The sequence below is a fragment of the Providencia sp. R33 genome (assembly GCF_019343475.1).
In the GTDB taxonomy this organism is placed as follows: Bacteria; Pseudomonadota; Gammaproteobacteria; order Enterobacterales; family Enterobacteriaceae; genus Providencia.
The window spans coordinates 3,430,211-3,448,249 of sequence record NZ_CP072453.1 but is presented as its reverse complement, the minus strand read 5'-3'; the positions used below and the strand labels follow the sequence as shown (position 1 = coordinate 3,448,249).

Here is an 18,039-nt window from a genome sequence, read left to right as displayed (position 1 = left end):
ATAAAGCATACTGCTGCCAATAATGTTACACTTAGTCTGCAAAAAGATGATTCTTTGGAGTACAACATGAGCGACAAAATTATACATATAACTGATACAAGCTTTGAAACTGCAGTTCTGAAATCAAATTCACCTGTTCTCGTCGATTTTTGGGCTGCATGGTGTGGTCCTTGTAAAATGATCGCGCCTATCCTTGATGAAGTTGCTGACGAATATACAGGCAAATTGACCATCGCAAAACTGAATATTGATGATAATCCGGCTACCGCACCAAAATACGGAATTCGTGGTATCCCGACACTGTTATTATTCAAAAATGGTAGTGTTGCAGCAACAAAAGTTGGCGCATTATCTAAAACGCAACTGAAAGAATTTCTAGACGAAAATCTGTAAGTTATCGTTATATGTGATCTAAAACGTTTAGCGGTGTATCTATTTTATCAAGAGAGCCGCTAGACGTCCTCATCTAAGCATGATAAGTTATCACTATTCCTCGTGTAGCACCCGTATGAATTACTCTGTATTCCATTGCTCTTATCTTAATATATCAAGCAAGTTAGTTCAGTATTATCATGATTTTCAACGATAAAAACTAATGGCGCAATGATTTTAAATATGAAAACTGAAAACATAGGCATTGAGTTAAGCACCTGCTAGATTCAGTATTGTTGTTTCACATAAATTTTTCATATACCTTAAAGATAGCGCATAAGCAGCAGTAATGACATAAAACGTCTCTAGATCTTCGGATGTAAAAACGTATCGGGAAAATTTAGCATTCAGTAAAATGTGTTTTTAAATGCGAAACTGAAACTAAACTTGCGATATTGGGATAAATGTTGTCCTAAATGTACAAAAAACTATTGCTAATGTTGTGTGTGTTTCTAATAATATGCTGTACATCGTTCAGATGAGTCATGGTCATATGTTAAAACAAGCTTAGCAGTGGCTAGCACAAATTTTATGCGTTGTTGTTGGCTTTTATTAAGTTGGCTACCAACAGGGCAGTTAAGTTAAACTGGCACTTAATAAAATAAGTTGCCGTCAATTAACGTTCATAGTTCGAGAATTACCCCGAGTTAAAGAACCCACCATTATGAATCTTACCGAATTAAAGAATACGCCAGTATCAGAATTGATTACGTTAGGCGAAAATATGGGGCTAGAAAATTTAGCCCGTATGAGAAAGCAGGATATTATTTTTTCCATTTTGAAGCAGCATGCGAAAAGTGGTGAAGATATTTTCGGCGATGGCGTACTGGAAATATTGCAGGATGGATTTGGTTTCCTCCGTTCCGCAGACAGTTCTTACCTCGCAGGTCCTGATGATATCTACGTTTCTCCTAGTCAAATCCGCCGTTTTAACCTACGCACAGGTGACACCATTTCAGGGAAAATTCGCCCACCTAAAGAAGGTGAACGTTATTTTGCTCTCCTGAAAGTCAATGAAGTCAACTTCGACAAACCTGAAAACGCACGTAGCAAAATCCTTTTCGAAAACTTAACCCCATTACATGCAAATAATCGTCTGCGTATGGAACGTGGTAACGGTTCAACAGAAGATTTAACGGCTCGTGTTTTGGACTTAGCTGCACCAATTGGTCGTGGCCAACGTGGTCTGATTGTTGCTCCGCCAAAAGCGGGTAAAACGATGTTGCTGCAAAATATTGCCGCTAACATTGCACACAATTATCCAGATTGCGTTCTGATGGTTCTGTTGATTGATGAGCGTCCTGAAGAGGTAACGGAAATGCAGCGCTTAGTTAAAGGTGAAGTTATCGCTTCTACTTTTGATGAGCCAGCTGCGCGTCACGTTCAAGTAGCAGAAATGGTTATCGAAAAAGCAAAACGTCTGGTTGAGCATAAAAAAGACGTTATTATTTTACTCGACTCCATTACGCGTCTTGCTCGTGCGTATAACACCGTAGTTCCTTCATCTGGTAAAGTTTTAACGGGTGGTGTGGATGCTAACGCCTTACATCGTCCTAAACGTTTCTTCGGTGCTGCACGTAATGTCGAAGAAGGCGGAAGTCTGACAATCATTGCAACCGCACTGGTTGATACAGGTTCGAAAATGGATGAAGTTATTTACGAAGAGTTTAAAGGTACAGGTAATATGGAACTGCATCTTTCTCGTAAAATTGCCGAAAAACGTGTCTTCCCAGCGATTGATTACAACCGTTCAGGTACACGTAAAGAAGAATTACTCACATCTCAAGATGAGCTACAAAAAATGTGGATCCTGCGCAAAATTATCCACCCAATGGGTGAGATTGACGCAATGGAATTCCTCATTAGCAAACTTGCGATGGCAAAAACCAACGAAGAGTTCTTTGACTTTATGAAGAGAGCTTAGTTGGGTAGGTAAAATAACTACTTATATTATCGAAAAAGGCCACTTTCTTAATTGAAGTGGCCTTTTGTTTATCTAGCAGGTTTTGTGCTATGTCTTATACTTAAATTATTTCTTAATAAACATTATTTTCTTAAGCATTAATCAAGATATTTTTAAACATACTTGTTTTTAACTCTGGTTGGCATGGATATTGCTTATTTTTAATTACATGATAATAGCTGAATGAAGCTATTCATTATTGGCGTAGTTTATTTTAAGTAACACACAAGAGCATTGATGTGTAATTCAAATAGAATAATGAGAGAGTGACTTGTGGATAGAGCACATTTTTTTACTAATCTTCTTTACGTATTGATATTTACGTTTTGTATGATTTTTATTGCTCGACTTGTAACAGCAAAAATTGGTTTGGTTGATAAACCGAATTTCAGGAAAAAACATGAAGGTTTAGTACCACTCGTTGGTGGAATTTCTATTTTTATAGGGATATGCTTTGCATTTTTCATCACAAATGAGTATATCCCACATAAGTGGTTGTATTTACTATGTGCAGGTACCTTGGTATTTGTTGGTGCTTTGGATGACCGTTTTGACATCAGCGTTAAATTTAGAGCTTTCGTGCAAGCTTTTGTCGCCGTTTTGATGATGACTGCGGCGGGACTTAAGTTAAATTCACTGGGGCATGCATTTGGTCCTTGGGAGCTCGTTCTTGGGCCATTTTCATACATAGTGACATTATTTGCAGTATGGACGGCAATAAATTCTTTCAATATGATTGATGGAATTGATGGCCTATTAGGTGGCGTTGCGAGCGTTGCCTTCGGTGCATTAGGGCTTTTATTATATTTGAATGGTAATATGGCGTTAGCATTTTGGTGCTTTGCTTTTATTGCTGCGATTATCCCATACCTTGTTTTGAATCTTGAATTATTAGGCCGTCGGTTTAAGGTTTTCATGGGGGATGCGGGAAGCACTTTAATCGGGTTCACCATTATTTGGATTTTGGTTGCTTCGACACAGGAAGAGGTTCATCCAATCAACCCCGTCACTGCGTTGTGGATCATCGCAATCCCACTCATGGACATGGTTGCGATAATGTACCGTCGGATCCGTAAAGGAATGAGCCCGTTTTCACCTGACCGTCAGCACATTCATCATCTGATTATGCGTTCTGGCTTTACACCGAAAGGGGCTTTTGTACTGATTACGTCGTCAGCTGCATTTTTGGCATGCATTGGTATTATCGGTGAACGCTTAACATTTGTGCCAGAATGGGTAATGTTGGCATTATTTTTGCTTGTATTTATGATGTATGGTTATTGCATCAAACGAGCTTGGAAAGTCGCCCGTTTTATCAAACGAGTGAGGCGTAAAGCGCGTAGAGGTGCAGTACGGTAACTGAAAAACGAAAATAGAGGTTCTGTGCAGTGAATAACTCAGAAACACAACCGAGTCAGTATCAAACGCCAATAGAGCCAGAATTGGATATCCGTGGTTTATGTCGTTCCTTGTGGCAAGGTAAAATTTGGATCGTTGCATTTGCTGTCATTTTTGCTGCAATTGCGTTGGGAGCGTCCTATTTTATGCAGCCAAAATGGAGTGCGACGGCGATTACGGATTTACCTACTGTGAATAACTTGGGAAGTTATTATTCTCAGCAACAGTTTCTGCGCAACCTCGATTCCCGTATTAATGTAACGGGGCAAGAAGGGCAGTTGCCGACAATTGCTAAAGAAGCTTATCAAGAGTTTACTAAGCAACTCGGCTCTTATGACACCCGTCGTCAATTTTGGCTGAGCACAGATTATTACAAACAACGGTTAGAAAATGATCCAAAAGCGGATGCTGCATTATTGGATGAACTCATTAATGATATTGAGTTTACACCCGCTGATGAAGTGAAAAATCTAACAGATAGCATTAAATTAGTGGCTGAAACATCAACAGATGCAAACCAGTTATTACGTCAATACACGCAATTTGCGAATCAACGTGCGACTGCAAATCTGAATGATGAAATTAAAGGCACTTGGGCAACCAAAATGCAATCCATGAAAGCGTTAGTTAAGCGTGAAGATATGGTGGCAACCGCCGCTTATGAAAGACGTTTAAATGCGCTGGAGCAAGCACTTAAAGTTGCTGAAAAACAAGGTATTGTACGCAATCAGAGTGCGACACCGGTGGATGAAATTCCAGATTCTAAAATGTTTATGTTAGGCGTGCCGTTATTACAAGCACAAATTGAAACATTAAAAGCTACGGGCCCTGATCATGACTCCGATTATGATCAAAACATCGCTATGTTATCAACATTAAGCGTAGGACCTACTCTCCAAGATAATTTTCAAGCATACCGCTACTTGCGCACGCCTGAAGATCCTGTCAAACGCGATAGCCCACGTCGAGCCTTTATGATGGTTCTATGGGGGGCTATAGGCTTGTTAGTTGGTGCCGGAGTGGTACTTTCTCGCCGCCGCCCATCTTGATTTTGGGATAAGCCACTGATGACTTTATCAGTGGCTTGATAAAGTCATTAAGATTAAATAAGCAGCACACTGCATAAGATAAATATAAGAGAGTCACTGTGAAAGTATTGACTGTATTCGGCACACGACCAGAAGCCATCAAAATGGCACCGTTGGTTCATGCACTGGCGAATGATGCAGATTTTGAAGCAAAAGTTTGTGTCACCGCACAGCATCGTGAAATGCTCGATCAAGTACTGAAACTGTTTGAGATCACACCAGATTACGATCTCAATATTATGAAGCCAGGGCAAGATTTAACCGATATTACTTGTCGTATCCTTGAAGGTTTGAAAAGTGTTTTTGCAGATTTTCAGCCTGATGTTGTTCTTGTTCATGGGGATACAGCAACTACTATGGCAACGAGCCTTGCTGCGTTTTACCATCGTATTCCTGTTGGGCACGTTGAAGCTGGCTTACGTACAGGAAACCTATATTCCCCATGGCCTGAAGAAGCTAACCGCAAAATTGCAGGGCACTTAGCGATGTATCACTTTGCGCCAACGGAAAACTCACGCCAAAACCTGTTAAAAGAATCGATTCCTGACAGTCATATTTTTGTGACAGGCAACAGTGTAATTGATGCGTTGTTATGGGTACGAGACAAAGTCATGAGCGACCAGCACATGATGGAAAAATTGGGTGCAAACTACCCGTTTATTGACCCCAATAAGAAAATGATTTTAGTTACAGGCCATCGCCGTGAAAGTTTTGGAGGTGGTTTTGAGCGTATTTGCCACGCATTGGCGGAAATTGCACAGGCACACCCAGATGTACAGGTGGTTTACCCTGTGCACTTGAACCCCAATGTCAGTGAGCCTGTAAAACGCATTTTGCATGATATCGATAATATTATTTTAATTAGCCCTCAAGAATACCTTCCATTTGTCTACTTAATGAATCATGCCTATTTGATTCTGACAGATTCAGGGGGAATTCAAGAAGAAGCCCCTTCTCTTGGCAAGCCAGTTTTGGTGATGAGAGATACTACTGAGCGACCTGAAGCGGTTGACGCTGGTACAGTTCGCCTAGTGGGAACAGATACACAAAAAATTGTTAACGAAGTTAATCGGTTACTGACAGATGATGCGGAATATCATGAAATGAGCCGCGCACATAACCCATATGGTGATGGTCATGCTTGTCAGCGTATTCTTACAGCATTAAAAAGTAATCAGGTGAAATTATGAGTTTTGAAACTATTTCTGTTATTGGCCTTGGTTATATCGGTTTACCAACAGCGGCAGCCTTTGCATCACGTAAAAAACAGGTTGTCGGTGTAGATGTTAACCAACATGCGGTGGATACCATTAATCAGGGAAAAATCCACATTGTGGAACCTGAACTTGATATCGTGGTGAAAAAAGCCGTTGAAGAAGGTCATTTGAAAGCCTTTACAAAGCCACAGTCAGCCGATGCTTATTTGATTGCTGTTCCTACGCCATTTAAAGGTGATCACGAACCCGATTTAGCCTACGTTCGTTCTGCCGCGGAGTCGATTGCGCCTGTGCTGAAAAAAGGGGACTTAGTCATTCTTGAGTCTACTTCTCCAGTGGGCACAACCGAGCAAATGTCCCAATGGATGGCCGAAGCACGCCCTGATTTAACATTCCCGCACCAAGCAGGCGAAGATGCAGACATCGATGTGGCTTATTGCCCAGAGCGTGTATTGCCAGGTCAAGTGATGGTCGAATTAATTAAAAATGACCGTGTAGTTGGCGGTATGACACCAAAATCTTCACTGCGTGCGAGTGAGCTATACAACATTTTCCTTGAAGGCGAGTGTGTAATTACGAACTCAAGAACTGCAGAAATGTGCAAATTAACGGAAAACAGCTTCCGTGATGTCAATATTGCATTTGCCAACGAATTATCATTAATTTGTGCAGAGCAAGATATCAACGTGTGGGAGCTTATCAGCCTCGCAAACCGCCATCCGCGCGTGAATATTTTACAACCGGGCCCTGGCGTTGGTGGTCACTGTATCGCTGTTGACCCATGGTTTATTGTTGCTCAAAACCCGAAACAATCACGTTTGATCCACACTGCACGTTTAGTCAATGATGGCAAACCAATTTGGGTGGTTGACCAAGTGAAAGCCGCTGTTGCTGATTGCTTAGTGGAAACGGGCAAAAAAGCCAGCGAAGTGACCATTGCCTGTTTCGGCCTTTCGTTTAAACCGAACATTGATGATTTACGTGAAAGCCCAGCAATGCACATCACAAAAATGATCGCGAATTGGAACCCGGGTAAAACTTATGCTGTTGAGCCACATATCGAAGAATTACCGACCTCATTGAAAGGTATTTCTGAGTTAGTTTCCATTGAAAAAGCGGTAAATGAAGCGGATGTGATCCTGTTGTTAGTTGACCACAATGTCTTTAAAGGCATTCAAGGTTCAGCAATCCCACAAAAATGGGTTGTAGATACAAAAGGAGTCTGGCGTTGAAACGCATTTTAATCACCGGAGGCGCGGGTTTTATTGGCTCCGCAGTGGTTCGTCATATCATTGAGAACACGAACGATAGTGCGATTGTTGTTGATTGCCTGACTTATGCTGGCAACCTCGAATCTCTCGCGCTTGTCGCGAGCAGTGAACGTTATGCGTTTGAGCAAGTCAATATCTGCGACCGACAAGCGCTTGACAGTGTTTTTGCACAATATCAACCAGATGCAGTGATGCATCTGGCGGCAGAAAGCCACGTTGACCGTTCTATTGATGGACCAGCCGCTTTTATTGAAACCAATATTGTGGGTACTTACACACTGTTAGAAGCCGCTCGCCACTATTGGTCTACGTTAGATGAAGGGAAAAAGGCTACATTTCGTTTCCACCACATCTCGACAGACGAAGTGTACGGTGATTTAGATGGCCCAGAAGGCTTTTTCACAGAAACAACGCCTTATGCGCCAAGCAGCCCATACTCTGCCTCTAAAGCATCCAGCGACCACTTGGTGCGTGCGTGGCAAAGAACTTATGGTTTGCCAACCATGATCACCAACTGCTCAAATAACTACGGGCCGTATCATTTCCCTGAGAAATTGATCCCCTTAATTATTTTAAACGCTTTAGCGGGCAAACCACTGCCCGTATATGGCAAAGGTGAGCAAATTCGCGATTGGTTGTTTGTGGAAGACCATGCACGTGCTTTACATTTAGTGGCAACAACGGCGCAGGCTGGCACCACTTACAATATTGGTGGGCACAACGAACGCCGCAATATTGACGTTGTTGAAACCATTTGTGAGCTGCTTGAAGAACTTCATCCGCAGAAACCACAAGGTGTGGCACATTACCGCGATTTAATTACCTATGTGAAAGACCGACCAGGTCACGACATGCGTTATGCCATTGATGCTGCAAAAATTGAGCGTGAATTGGGCTGGAAACCCGAAGAAACGTTCGAGTCTGGCATTCGCAAAACGGTCTTATGGTATTTGAATAACGAAACGTGGTGGCGTCGTGTACAAGATGGCTCTTACGCAGGTGAACGCTTAGGCCTTGGCAATTAGGTGAAACCATGAAAGGTATTATTTTAGCAGGGGGATCGGGAACGCGTTTGCACCCAATTACCCGCGGTATTTCCAAACAATTATTGCCTATCTATGATAAGCCAATGATTTACTACCCGCTTTCAGTTTTGATGTTAGCGGGTATTCGCGAAATTTTAATTATTTCAACGCCAGATGATTTACCGATGTTCAAACGCCTATTGGGTGATGGGCATGAGTTTGGTATTGAACTGAGTTATGCAGAGCAACCGTCACCTGATGGATTAGCACAAGCCTTTATTATTGGTGAAGAATTTATCAATGGCGATAGCTGTTGTTTAGTCTTAGGGGACAACATCTTCTTTGGCCACTCGTTCAGCCCGAAATTGAAATCCGTCGCAGAGCGCACCCAAGGTGCGACAGTATTTGGTTATCAAGTGATGGATCCAGAGCGTTTTGGTGTGGTGGAATTTGACGATAATTTTAAAGCCTTATCCATCGAAGAAAAACCTGTAAAACCGAAATCCAACTGGGCCGTCACAGGGCTGTATTTCTATGACTCTCAAGTGGTTGAATTTGCTAAGCAAGTTAAGCCATCTGAACGTGGTGAGTTAGAAATTACCTCCATCAACCAAATGTATTTAGAGCGTGGGCAGTTAAATGTTGAGCTCCTCGGCCGTGGTTTTGCATGGTTGGATACAGGTACTCACGACAGCCTGATTGAAGCGGGCACATTTGTACAAACCGTTGAAAAACGCCAAGGTTTTAAAGTCGCCTGCTTAGAAGAGATTGCATGGCGCAATGGCTGGTTAACAGATGAGCAAGTTGCCGAATCTGCACAGCACCTGAAAAAAACCGGTTATGGGCAATATTTAGAGGATTTACTTCGTGTCCGTCCGCGCCAGTATTGATGGGTTACAGTGGGAGAGCGACTTTTTTCATCGCTCAACTGCAAAGTTAAATTTTTCGGGGGGAAACCTCGAAACTCTCCTTGCTTATCAAATGGATGTGTACGATATCGTCCAAGCTAAGGTTGCCGCGTCTGAAACACAGTTGATTGATGACTTAACCAGTATGGGTTTTTCATTTGTTGAAGGTGAAACGGACTTTGCACTTACTATTGGCACAGAAAATGCTTATCTAAAGGCGGGTTTAACGGCGGCAGATAGCGTTGTTGCAGCACAAGTGGATGAAGTCCCTTTACTACAACAAGCAGCTGCCTCTGTCTTTAGCAATAGCCGCTTTCGTGCTCCTTGGTATCGTGAAGGGGATAGCGGGCGGTTTTACGCTTTGTGGATAGAAAAAGCCGTGCTAGGTACGTTTGACCATACTTGCTTGTTAGTCAAAGACGCCTCAGGCCGCATTTTAGGCTTTGTGAGTTTGCGCCATATTGACGATGATACTGCACGCATCGGGTTATTAGCAAAAATGCCTGAAGCGCAAGGGCAAGGGATTGGCCGCAAGTTGATGTCTGCGGCGTTCGACTGGTGTGTGCAACACCAAAAAAGACAGTTAAATGTTGCCACTCAAATCAGTAACGTTGCGGCATTAAATCTTTATTCACGTAGCGGTGCGGCAATTGCCAGTACCGCCTATTGGTTATACAGGGGACAACATGATTCCATTTAATAAACCACCCGTTGTAGGTACTGAATTAGAGTATATGAGACAAGCCATGGAAAGTGGCAAACTGTGTGGTGATGGTGGCTTCACTAAACGTTGTGAAGAGTGGATGGAAAAACGTTTTAACTGCCCGAAAGTACAGTTGACGCCATCTTGCACGGCGTCATTAGAAATGGCGGCAATCCTGATTGATATTAAGCCTGGCGATGAAGTGATCATGCCAAGCTTTACCTTTGTATCAACCTCAAACGCATTTGTTCTGCGCGGCGCAAAAATTGTTTTTGTGGATATCCGCCCAGACACCATGAACATTGATGAAACCAAAATCGAAGCGGCGATCACTGAACGCACGCGTGCGATTGTGCCAGTTCATTACGCAGGTGTTGCGTGTGAAATGGACACCATCATGAATATTGCTAAAAAGCATGATTTATTCGTTATTGAAGATGCGGCGCAAGGCGTGATGTCAACCTACAAAGGCAAAGCGTTAGGGACTATCGGCCATATTGGTTGCTACAGTTTCCATGAAACCAAAAACTACTCTTCTGGCGGGGAAGGTGGTGCGACCTTAATCAACGATAAAGACTTAATCAGCCGCGCTGAAGTCATTCGTGAAAAAGGCACGAATCGTAGCCAGTTCTTCCGTGGACAAGTGGATAAATACACGTGGCGTGATATTGGCTCAAGTTACTTGTTATCTGACTTACAAGCTGCGTACCTGTGGGCTCAATTGGAAGAAGCAGACAAAATCAACGAACGTCGTTTACTGCTATGGAAACGTTACTATGAAGCACTACAACCGCTGGTGGATGCAGGCCGCTTAGTATTAGCCACTGTGCCTGAAGGTCTGGTTCACAACGCCCATATGTTCTACATCAAATTGAAAGATGTGGAAGAGCGCACTGAATTCAATGAATTTATGAAATCCCACGGTGTGTTAACGGTGTTCCACTACGTTGCACTGCATACAAGCCCTGCAGGGCTGGAGTTTGGTCGCTTCCATGGTGAAGACAAATACACCACAAAAGAAAGTGACCGTCTGGTGCGTTTGCCGATGTTCTACAACATGACGGATGCCGAACAGCAAACAGTTATCGAGCACATTAAGGCGTTCTTTGCCTAATGTCGTTAGCTAAAGCCTCCGTTTGGACAGCTGGGTCTACCCTGATTAAAATTGGGGCAGGCCTGCTTATCGTTAAATTGCTGGCAATTGCATTTGGCCCGAGTGGCGTAGGGTTGGCGGGGAATTTCCGCCAATTGATTACTGTTCTTGGTGTGTTGTCTGGCGCGGGGATTTTCAATGGTGTCACAAAATATGTGGCAGAGCACCATCAAGACCCGGTCAAACTTCGCGCCGTTTTAGGGACATCATCAACGCTAATTCTTGGCTTCTCAACGTTATTAGCCGTTATTTTCTTGCTATTTAGTGGCGCTATCAGTCAGGTATTATTTGATAGCCCTGATTATGCCTCTGTGATTTATGCGGTAGCATTTATTCAGATGGGGATTGCATACGCAAACTACTTCTTAGCTATCTTAAAAGGTTATAGAGACGCATCAGGCAACGCGCAAGCTATCATTTTAGGGAGCTTAGTGGGTGTTGTTGCCTATTATTTGTGCTATACCTTGGGGGGATATGAAGGCGCGCTTGCGGGCTTAGCCCTTGTGCCAGCCTTAGTTGTCCTACCCGCAGGTTTGATGATTATTCGCCGCAAACAATTTGCACTGTCAATGCTGAAACCCGCGTGGGATAAAGCCATTGCAACGCACTTAGGTAAATTTACCATCATGGCGTTGTTAACGTCGGTGACGTTACCTGTCGCTTACATCATGATGCGAAACCTATTAGCGGAGCGTTATAGCTGGGACGATGTTGGGTTATGGGCTGGGGTGAGCACGATTTCGGATGCTTACTTGCAGTTTATTACCGCGTCATTTTCGGTGTATTTATTGCCGACACTTTCCCGTTTACAGCATAAAAGCGAAATTTCATCTGAAATTATTAAAGCCTTAAAATTTGTCTTACCCGCTGTTGCTGTCGCCAGTTTTATGGTGTGGCTCCTGCGTGATTTTGCTATTTGGCTGCTATTTTCTGAAAAATTTACAGGAATGCGTGACTTATTTGCTTGGCAGCTTGTGGGCGATGTACTGAAAGTGGGCGCGTATGTGTTTGGTTATTTGGTGATAGCCAAAGCTGCATTACGTTTTTATGTCCTAACAGAACTGAGTCAATTTGTGTTGCTGATGGGCTTTGCTCACTGGCTTATCCCTGAGCATGGCGCAGTTGGCGCGACACAGGCCTATATGGCTACTTATATCGTATACTTTACTTTATGTTGTTGCGTATTTTTGATTTACCGTAGGCGAGCATGACAACTTTAATACATGTATTGGGATCGAATCTCCCACATCATAACCAGACGGTTTTAACGTTTTTTAATGACGTTATTAGCCAAGAAATGGCACCGTCACAAAAACCGCATTTTATGGTCGTAAGCGATGATGCGGGGCTTGCTGACGCTTATCCGCAGCTCGAAATTGACGTTTTTGCAAATAAAAAATCCATCGCAAACAGTGTAATAAAGCGAGCAAAAGCAGATCGCCGTACTCGTTTCTTCTTCCATGGGCAATTTAATGCACCAATTTGGCTGGCACTGTTATTTGGCCAAATCAAGACTCACCAGTTTTGGTGGCATATTTGGGGTGCAGACCTGTACGAAGAGTCTAGTTCACTGAAATTCAAGCTGTTTTATGTTTTGCGTCGTTTGGCGCAAAAAAAAGTGGGGCATGTTTGTGCGACACGGGGCGATTTATGTTATTTCCACCAGTCGAACCCTAAAGTGCCTGCTTCCGTGCTGTATTTCCCGACACGGATGGATCCTGCTTTAACGGTAAGCGAACGTAAGCCACGTGAAGGCGAGCAACTGACTATCCTGCTCGGTAATTCGGGTGACCGTTCTAATCGCCATGTAGAGGCTCTGGGGGCGATTAAACAGCAATTTGGTGCCAAGGCTCGTGTGATTATCCCAATGGGGTATCCCGCAAACAACCACGTTTATATTCAACAAGTGGAAGAGGCGGCAAATAGCGCATTTTCAGCGGGTCAGGTCGAGATACTCAAAGAGCGTATGGCATTCAGCGATTACCTTAATTTGTTGAAAACCTGCGACCTTGGTTATTTTATTTTTAATCGCCAGCAAGGGGTTGGTACCGTTTGCTTATTGATTCAATTCGGTATTCCGTTTGTGATCAGCCGTCAAAATACGTTTTGGCAGGATTTAACGGCGCAAAATGTGCCCGTATTTTTCTATGGCGATGAATTGACAACCTCGCTGGTGGATGAAGCACAGCGCCAAATGACGTTGTTGGATAAAGCCAATATTGAATTTTTTGCTCCAAACTTTACTGAGGGTTGGAAAACCATCCTTAGCGTTGCGGAGGGGCGAGCATGACGCTAACGGAGTTAGGTGGCTTAGCATTGGTCTACCTGATATCAATCATTTTTATCGGCACCTTGCTGTATAAAGAGTTTTTACGTGTTCGTTTTAACTTCAACATTTTCTTTTCAATGTTGTATTTATTGACGTTTTATTTCGGTTTTCCGTTAACCTGTGCCTTAGTGTTCCAGTTTGATGTGGCCGTCGTGACAGCGGATTATCTTTTGTATGCGCAGCTTGCGGCGACCAGTTTTTATGCCATCTATTATGTAGCCTATAAAACGCGTCTGTCGCGCAGAGTCGATACTTCACGGCGTGCGCTGTTTAGCATGAACAAAGTCGAAACCAACCTCACTTGCATGTTATTAATCGCTATCGCGGTCGTGACGGTGGGGATCTTCTTTATGCAGAATGGTTTTTTACTGTTTAAGTTGAAATCCTACAGTCAAATTTTCTCCAGCCAAGTTTCAGGGGTTGCATTGAAGCGGTTTTTCTACTTCTTTATCCCTGCCATGTTGATTGTGTATTTTCTACGCCCAACGCAAAAACGCTGGATTTTCTTCCTTGTCAGTACCGTAGCCTTTGGTTTTTTAACTTATGTTATCGTGGGCGGAACACGAGCGAATATCATCATCGCCTTCGCACTATTTTTGTTTATCGGTATCGTCAGGGGCTGGATCACTCTCTGGATGCTGGGTGCGGCAGGCGTCGCCAGTATTGTCGGGATGTTCTGGTTGGCATTAAAACGTTATGGGCTGGATGTGAGCGGCTCTGAAGCGTATTACACCTTCTTGTATCTGACCCGAGATACGTTCTCGCCATGGGAAAACCTCGCCTTATTACTCAGTCATTATGATGAGATGGATTTCCAAGGGCTTGCGCCGATCATTCGCGATTTCTATGTATTTATTCCATCGTGGGTATGGCCTGAGCGGCCAGATACTGTGCTGAACTCAGCGAACTATTTTACTTGGGAAGTGTTGAATAACCATTCTGGCTTAGCCATTTCCCCGACCTTGATTGGCTCATTAGTGGTGATGGGCGGAGTCATTTTCATTCCACTTGGTGCAATCGCAGTGGGCTTGATTATTAAATGGTTTGACTGGATTTATGGCATGAGCTTGCAAGAGCCAAACCGCTATAAAGCCGCGATTATGCAGGCATTTTGTTTCGGTGCGATTTTCAACATTATTGTATTAGCGCGTGAAGGCGTCGATTCTTTTGTCTCGCGGGTGGTTTTTTTCTGCTTAATCTTCGGGTTATGCCTGATTTTGGCAAAACTCCTGTATTGGTTATTTGAAAGTGCGGGGCTTATCCGCACAAAAACGGCTTCTTTCTTGAGAAGCCAACAACGTGAAAGTCGTTAAGGAAGCATCATGGAACCGTCATCAACTCAATCTTCATCTGTTCCTCAGTACTCGATTCGTGGACATAATATTTGGGGCTTTAAAGATATGGCCCACTTTTTGGATTATTTGTTTGCAGATGGTGAGACCAAAACGGGGACTTTAGTCGCAATTAATGCGGAAAAAGTGATGATTGCGGAAAAAGACGCCGCGCTAAATACCTTATTAGGCCAAGCCGAATATCTGTATGCCGATGGGATCAGCATTGTGCGTGCGATCCGCCGTAAATACCCAAAAGCTCAGGTTTCCCGCGTTGCAGGCGCAGATTTATGGGAAGGGCTGATGGAAAGAGCAGGGCGTGAGGGTACGCCTGTATTCTTGGTCGGAGGTAAGCCTGAAATCCTCGAGCAAACCGAAAGTAAACTGCGTGCCCAATGGAATGTGAACATTGTTGGCTCGCAAAATGGCTATTTTACCGCAGAAGACCGCGGTGCTTTATTTGAACGCATTCATGCAAGCGGTGCCAAAATTGTCACGGTTGCAATGGGGTCACCAAAACAAGAACTTTTTATGCGTGATTGCCGTGTTGTTCACCCAGATGCGCTGTATATGGGGGTTGGTGGGACTTATGATGTCTTTACTGGCCATGTGAAGCGCGCCCCGAAAGTGTGGCAAAACTTAGGCTTAGAATGGTTGTATCGCTTGTTATCCCAACCTTCGCGTATTACTCGTCAGTTTAAGTTGCTGAAGTTTTTAGGCTATTACTACGGTGGTAAGCTATAAGTTTGCTTCCAAGCAATGGCTGACGAATAAAGCGGGATAAAGGTTGACTTTTCCCGCTTTATTTATCACGTTTATTTCCCCTCCATACTGATTGCAGAGTCATTCATCTGCGTATTCGCTGGTCTCTTTCCTCAAATATTTCTATAATTCATCAAAAATAAATGTAGATCATAGTTTTTATCTCTAATTTGGGTCTATGACATGCTTTTCAGTCGAAGTTTCGACTGTTTTTAATAAATTACAGTGGTTATGACTAATTTCGTTCCAATTCACACTGTGATTTAACGATAATAATTGATGACAGGGGTATTTATGGGGAATCCACAACAGGGACTTCAGCGCGGGCTAGAAGCTCGGCACATTGAGCTTATTGCGCTAGGTGGAACAATTGGTGTTGGGCTATTTATGGGCTCAGCCAGTACGTTAAAATGGGCAGGGCCTTCCGTGCTGCTGGCATACATCATTGCCGGTATTTTTGTGTTCTTCATCATGCGTTCTATGGGGGAGATGCTGTTTCTTGAGCCTGTCACAGGGTCGTTTGCCTCTTTCGGTTATAAGTATTTGAGCCCATTTTGGGGATGCCTCACCGCGTGGGGTTATTGGTTTATGTGGGTGGCAGTTGGGATTTCCGAAATTACCGCCATCGGTGTTTACGCCGAATATTGGTTCCCAGATGTACCTCAGTGGGTATTTGCCATTGTCGCAGTGGTTTTAGTCGCATTGGCCAACCTTGCCGCCGTTCGCTTGTATGGTGAGTTAGAGTTTTGGTTTGCGATGATCAAAGTTACCACGATTGTGGTGATGATCCTGATTGGCTTGGGGTTAATCTTTTTCGGCCTTGGAAATAACTTTGAGCCGATTGGCCTAGGTAACCTGACGGAACACGGCGGCTTCTTTGCAGGGGGCTGGAAAGGCTTCTTATTTGCGCTGTGTATCGTTGTGGCTTCCTATCAAGGCGTTGAGTTAGTTGGGATCACGGCTGGTGAAGCGAAAAATCCGCAAGTGACGCTGAAAAAAGCTATTAATAACATTTTATGGCGCATTTTGATTTTCTACGTGGGGGCTATCTTTATTGTTGTTACCTTATTTCCATGGACTGAAGTCGGGCAGCAAGGGAGCCCGTTTGTGTTAACCTTTGCGAAAGTGGGGATTGTCTCTGCGGCAGCCGTAATCAACTTTGTGGTGCTCACTGCGGCGCTGTCTGGATGTAATAGTGGCATGTACAGTGGTGGCCGCATGTTGTACGCGTTAGCGCAAAATAAGCAGCTCCCGAGTGGGTTACTGAAACTCACGAAAAATGGCGTTCCCGCACGCTGTGTTGGTTTTACGATATTGTGCCTTGTCGCGGGCTCTAGCTTGAATTACATCATCCCGAATCCAGAAAAAGTGTTTGTGTACGTGTACAGTGCAAGCGTCTTACCAGGGATGGTGCCATGGTTAGTTTTGCTCACCAGTCAAATTCGTTTTCGCCAGCAAAATAAAGAAAAACTAGTCGGGCATCCATTTAAGTCAATTTTATTTCCATGGGTCAACTATGCCACGTTACTCTTTTTGGCCTGTGTCTTAGTCGGAATGGCGATAAACCCAGATACGCGGATGTCATTAATTGTCGGTGCACTCTTTTTAGGGACAGTTTCCCTGCTTTATTTTTTAATTCAGGCATTAAACGGCCACAGTAAAAAAGCCTAGGGAAGATATTTTTTCGGCAATTTTATGGGCGGCGCGCGAAAAAGAGGGCAAAAATGCTCTCTTTCTCGACGAAATGGATAAAAGGCAAGCAATCGATATTTTTATTTCAAAAAGGACTAGACAGCGGGTAGATAAATCCGTACTATCCTCTCCCGCAACGGCGTTAAGCGCCCGTAGCTCAGCTGGATAGAGCGCTGCCCTCCGGAGGCAGAGGTCTCAGGTTCGAATCCTGTCGGGCGCACCAGTTTTAGCGCGTCGCTACGGTTGGCAAAATGACGTTGTATGTAGTATGATAGCAACGCTTTGAAAAAAGTGAAGTTATGGTGGCTATAGCTCAGTTGGTAGAGCCCTGGATTGTGATTCCAGTTGTCGTGGGTTCGAGTCCCATTAGCCACCCCATTTTTTTTGTGACATTGCGAGGGTGGCGGAATTGGTAGACGCGCTAGCTTCAGGTGTTAGTGTCCTATGGACGTGGGGGTTCAAGTCCCCCCTTTCGCACCACGAAAAAAATTGATGTGAAGCAGTACATTTCGGCGAGTAGCGCAGCTTGGTAGCGCAACTGGTTTGGGACCAGTGGGTCGGAGGTTCGAATCCTCTCTCGCCGACCAATTTAAAGAACCCCGCTTAATAGCGGGGTTTTTGCATTCTAACGGTATTGAAATTTTAATATTCACCACTGAGCTAGTCTGTTAACTCTCTTTTAAACATCTTCTTTTTCTCTATTCTTTCTATTTAATTGCCTATATCAAATAGCATCCTTTAACGTATTGTTTTTTATATAAAAAAAT

Annotated in this window: 15 protein-coding genes and 4 tRNA genes; all 19 read left to right on the top strand. The window is 43.7% G+C overall.

Annotated elements, in window-relative coordinates; translation table 11 throughout:
• Nucleotides 1-66: 66 nt before the first annotated feature.
• On the top strand, nt 67-393 hold the full coding sequence (gene trxA / locus J6836_RS16140; RefSeq protein WP_219244975.1) for a thioredoxin TrxA: 327 nt from the start codon (nt 67-69) through the stop codon (nt 391-393).
• A 703-nt stretch (nt 394-1,096) separates the two neighbouring features.
• Nucleotides 1,097-2,356: a transcription termination factor Rho gene (rho, locus tag J6836_RS16135; RefSeq protein WP_219244974.1), complete on the top strand. Its 1,260-nt coding sequence runs from the start codon at nt 1,097-1,099 to the stop codon at nt 2,354-2,356.
• Between the two features lie 369 nt (nt 2,357-2,725).
• Entirely contained in the window at nt 2,726-3,754 is a 1,029-nt protein-coding gene (wecA, locus tag J6836_RS16130) for a UDP-N-acetylglucosamine--undecaprenyl-phosphate N-acetylglucosaminephosphotransferase (RefSeq protein ID WP_255586245.1), read from the top strand.
• Nucleotides 3,755-3,783: 29 nt separating this feature from the next.
• Complete coding sequence (gene wzzE, locus J6836_RS16125; protein ID WP_219244972.1) at nt 3,784-4,842, top strand: ECA polysaccharide chain length modulation protein; 1,059 nt, start codon at nt 3,784-3,786, stop codon at nt 4,840-4,842.
• 98 nt (nt 4,843-4,940) lie between these two features.
• A complete protein-coding gene (gene wecB, locus J6836_RS16120; protein ID WP_219244971.1) occupies nt 4,941-6,071 on the top strand; it encodes a non-hydrolyzing UDP-N-acetylglucosamine 2-epimerase in 1,131 nt (376 codons plus the stop codon).
• Nucleotides 6,068-7,330: a UDP-N-acetyl-D-mannosamine dehydrogenase gene (wecC, locus tag J6836_RS16115; RefSeq protein ID WP_219244970.1), complete on the top strand. Its 1,263-nt coding sequence runs from the start codon at nt 6,068-6,070 to the stop codon at nt 7,328-7,330. Before wecB ends, wecC begins: the two co-directional genes overlap by 4 nt.
• Nucleotides 7,327-8,394 carry a dTDP-glucose 4,6-dehydratase gene (rffG, locus tag J6836_RS16110; protein WP_219244969.1) on the top strand — a complete coding sequence of 356 codons (1,068 nt, stop codon included), beginning with the start codon at nt 7,327-7,329 and terminating at the stop codon, nt 8,392-8,394. Before wecC ends, rffG begins: the two co-directional genes overlap by 4 nt.
• An 8-nt stretch (nt 8,395-8,402) precedes the next feature.
• On the top strand, nt 8,403-9,284 hold the full coding sequence (gene rfbA / locus J6836_RS16105) for a glucose-1-phosphate thymidylyltransferase RfbA (protein WP_219244968.1): 882 nt from the start codon (nt 8,403-8,405) through the stop codon (nt 9,282-9,284).
• The gene (gene rffC, locus J6836_RS16100; protein WP_219244967.1) at nt 9,262-10,002 is read left to right on the top strand and encodes a dTDP-4-amino-4,6-dideoxy-D-galactose acyltransferase; all 741 of its coding nucleotides are present in this window, start codon (nt 9,262-9,264) and stop codon (nt 10,000-10,002) included. Before rfbA ends, rffC begins: the two co-directional genes overlap by 23 nt.
• Nucleotides 9,989-11,119, top strand: a complete 1,131-nt coding sequence (gene rffA, locus J6836_RS16095; RefSeq protein ID WP_219244966.1) for a dTDP-4-amino-4,6-dideoxygalactose transaminase — start codon at nt 9,989-9,991, stop codon at nt 11,117-11,119. The genes rffC and rffA overlap by 14 nt, the downstream gene beginning before the upstream one ends.
• Complete coding sequence (wzxE, locus tag J6836_RS16090) at nt 11,119-12,369, top strand: lipid III flippase WzxE (protein WP_219244965.1); 1,251 nt, start codon at nt 11,119-11,121, stop codon at nt 12,367-12,369. The genes rffA and wzxE overlap by 1 nt, the downstream gene beginning before the upstream one ends.
• Nucleotides 12,366-13,448 carry a TDP-N-acetylfucosamine:lipid II N-acetylfucosaminyltransferase gene (locus J6836_RS16085; RefSeq protein ID WP_219244964.1) on the top strand — a complete coding sequence of 361 codons (1,083 nt, stop codon included), beginning with the start codon at nt 12,366-12,368 and terminating at the stop codon, nt 13,446-13,448. The genes wzxE and J6836_RS16085 overlap by 4 nt, the downstream gene beginning before the upstream one ends.
• On the top strand, nt 13,445-14,800 hold the full coding sequence (gene wzyE / locus J6836_RS16080) for an ECA oligosaccharide polymerase (protein WP_219244963.1): 1,356 nt from the start codon (nt 13,445-13,447) through the stop codon (nt 14,798-14,800). The genes J6836_RS16085 and wzyE overlap by 4 nt, the downstream gene beginning before the upstream one ends.
• A gap of 9 nt (nt 14,801-14,809) precedes the next feature.
• Nucleotides 14,810-15,562 (top strand): lipopolysaccharide N-acetylmannosaminouronosyltransferase, encoded by a 753-nt coding sequence (gene wecG / locus J6836_RS16075; protein ID WP_219244962.1) that lies wholly within the window; start codon nt 14,810-14,812, stop codon nt 15,560-15,562.
• A gap of 312 nt (nt 15,563-15,874) precedes the next feature.
• A complete protein-coding gene (gene thrP, locus J6836_RS16070; RefSeq protein WP_219244961.1) occupies nt 15,875-17,251 on the top strand; it encodes a bifunctional threonine/serine APC transporter ThrP in 1,377 nt (458 codons plus the stop codon).
• A 167-nt stretch (nt 17,252-17,418) separates the two neighbouring features.
• A tRNA-Arg gene (locus J6836_RS16065) sits at nt 17,419-17,495 on the top strand.
• A 79-nt stretch (nt 17,496-17,574) separates the two neighbouring features.
• Nucleotides 17,575-17,650: transfer RNA gene (locus tag J6836_RS16060), tRNA-His, on the top strand.
• A 16-nt stretch (nt 17,651-17,666) separates the two neighbouring features.
• Nucleotides 17,667-17,752 (top strand) — tRNA-Leu (locus J6836_RS16055).
• 30 nt (nt 17,753-17,782) lie between these two features.
• Nucleotides 17,783-17,859, top strand: a tRNA-Pro gene (locus J6836_RS16050).
• Nucleotides 17,860-18,039 lie beyond the last annotated feature (180 nt).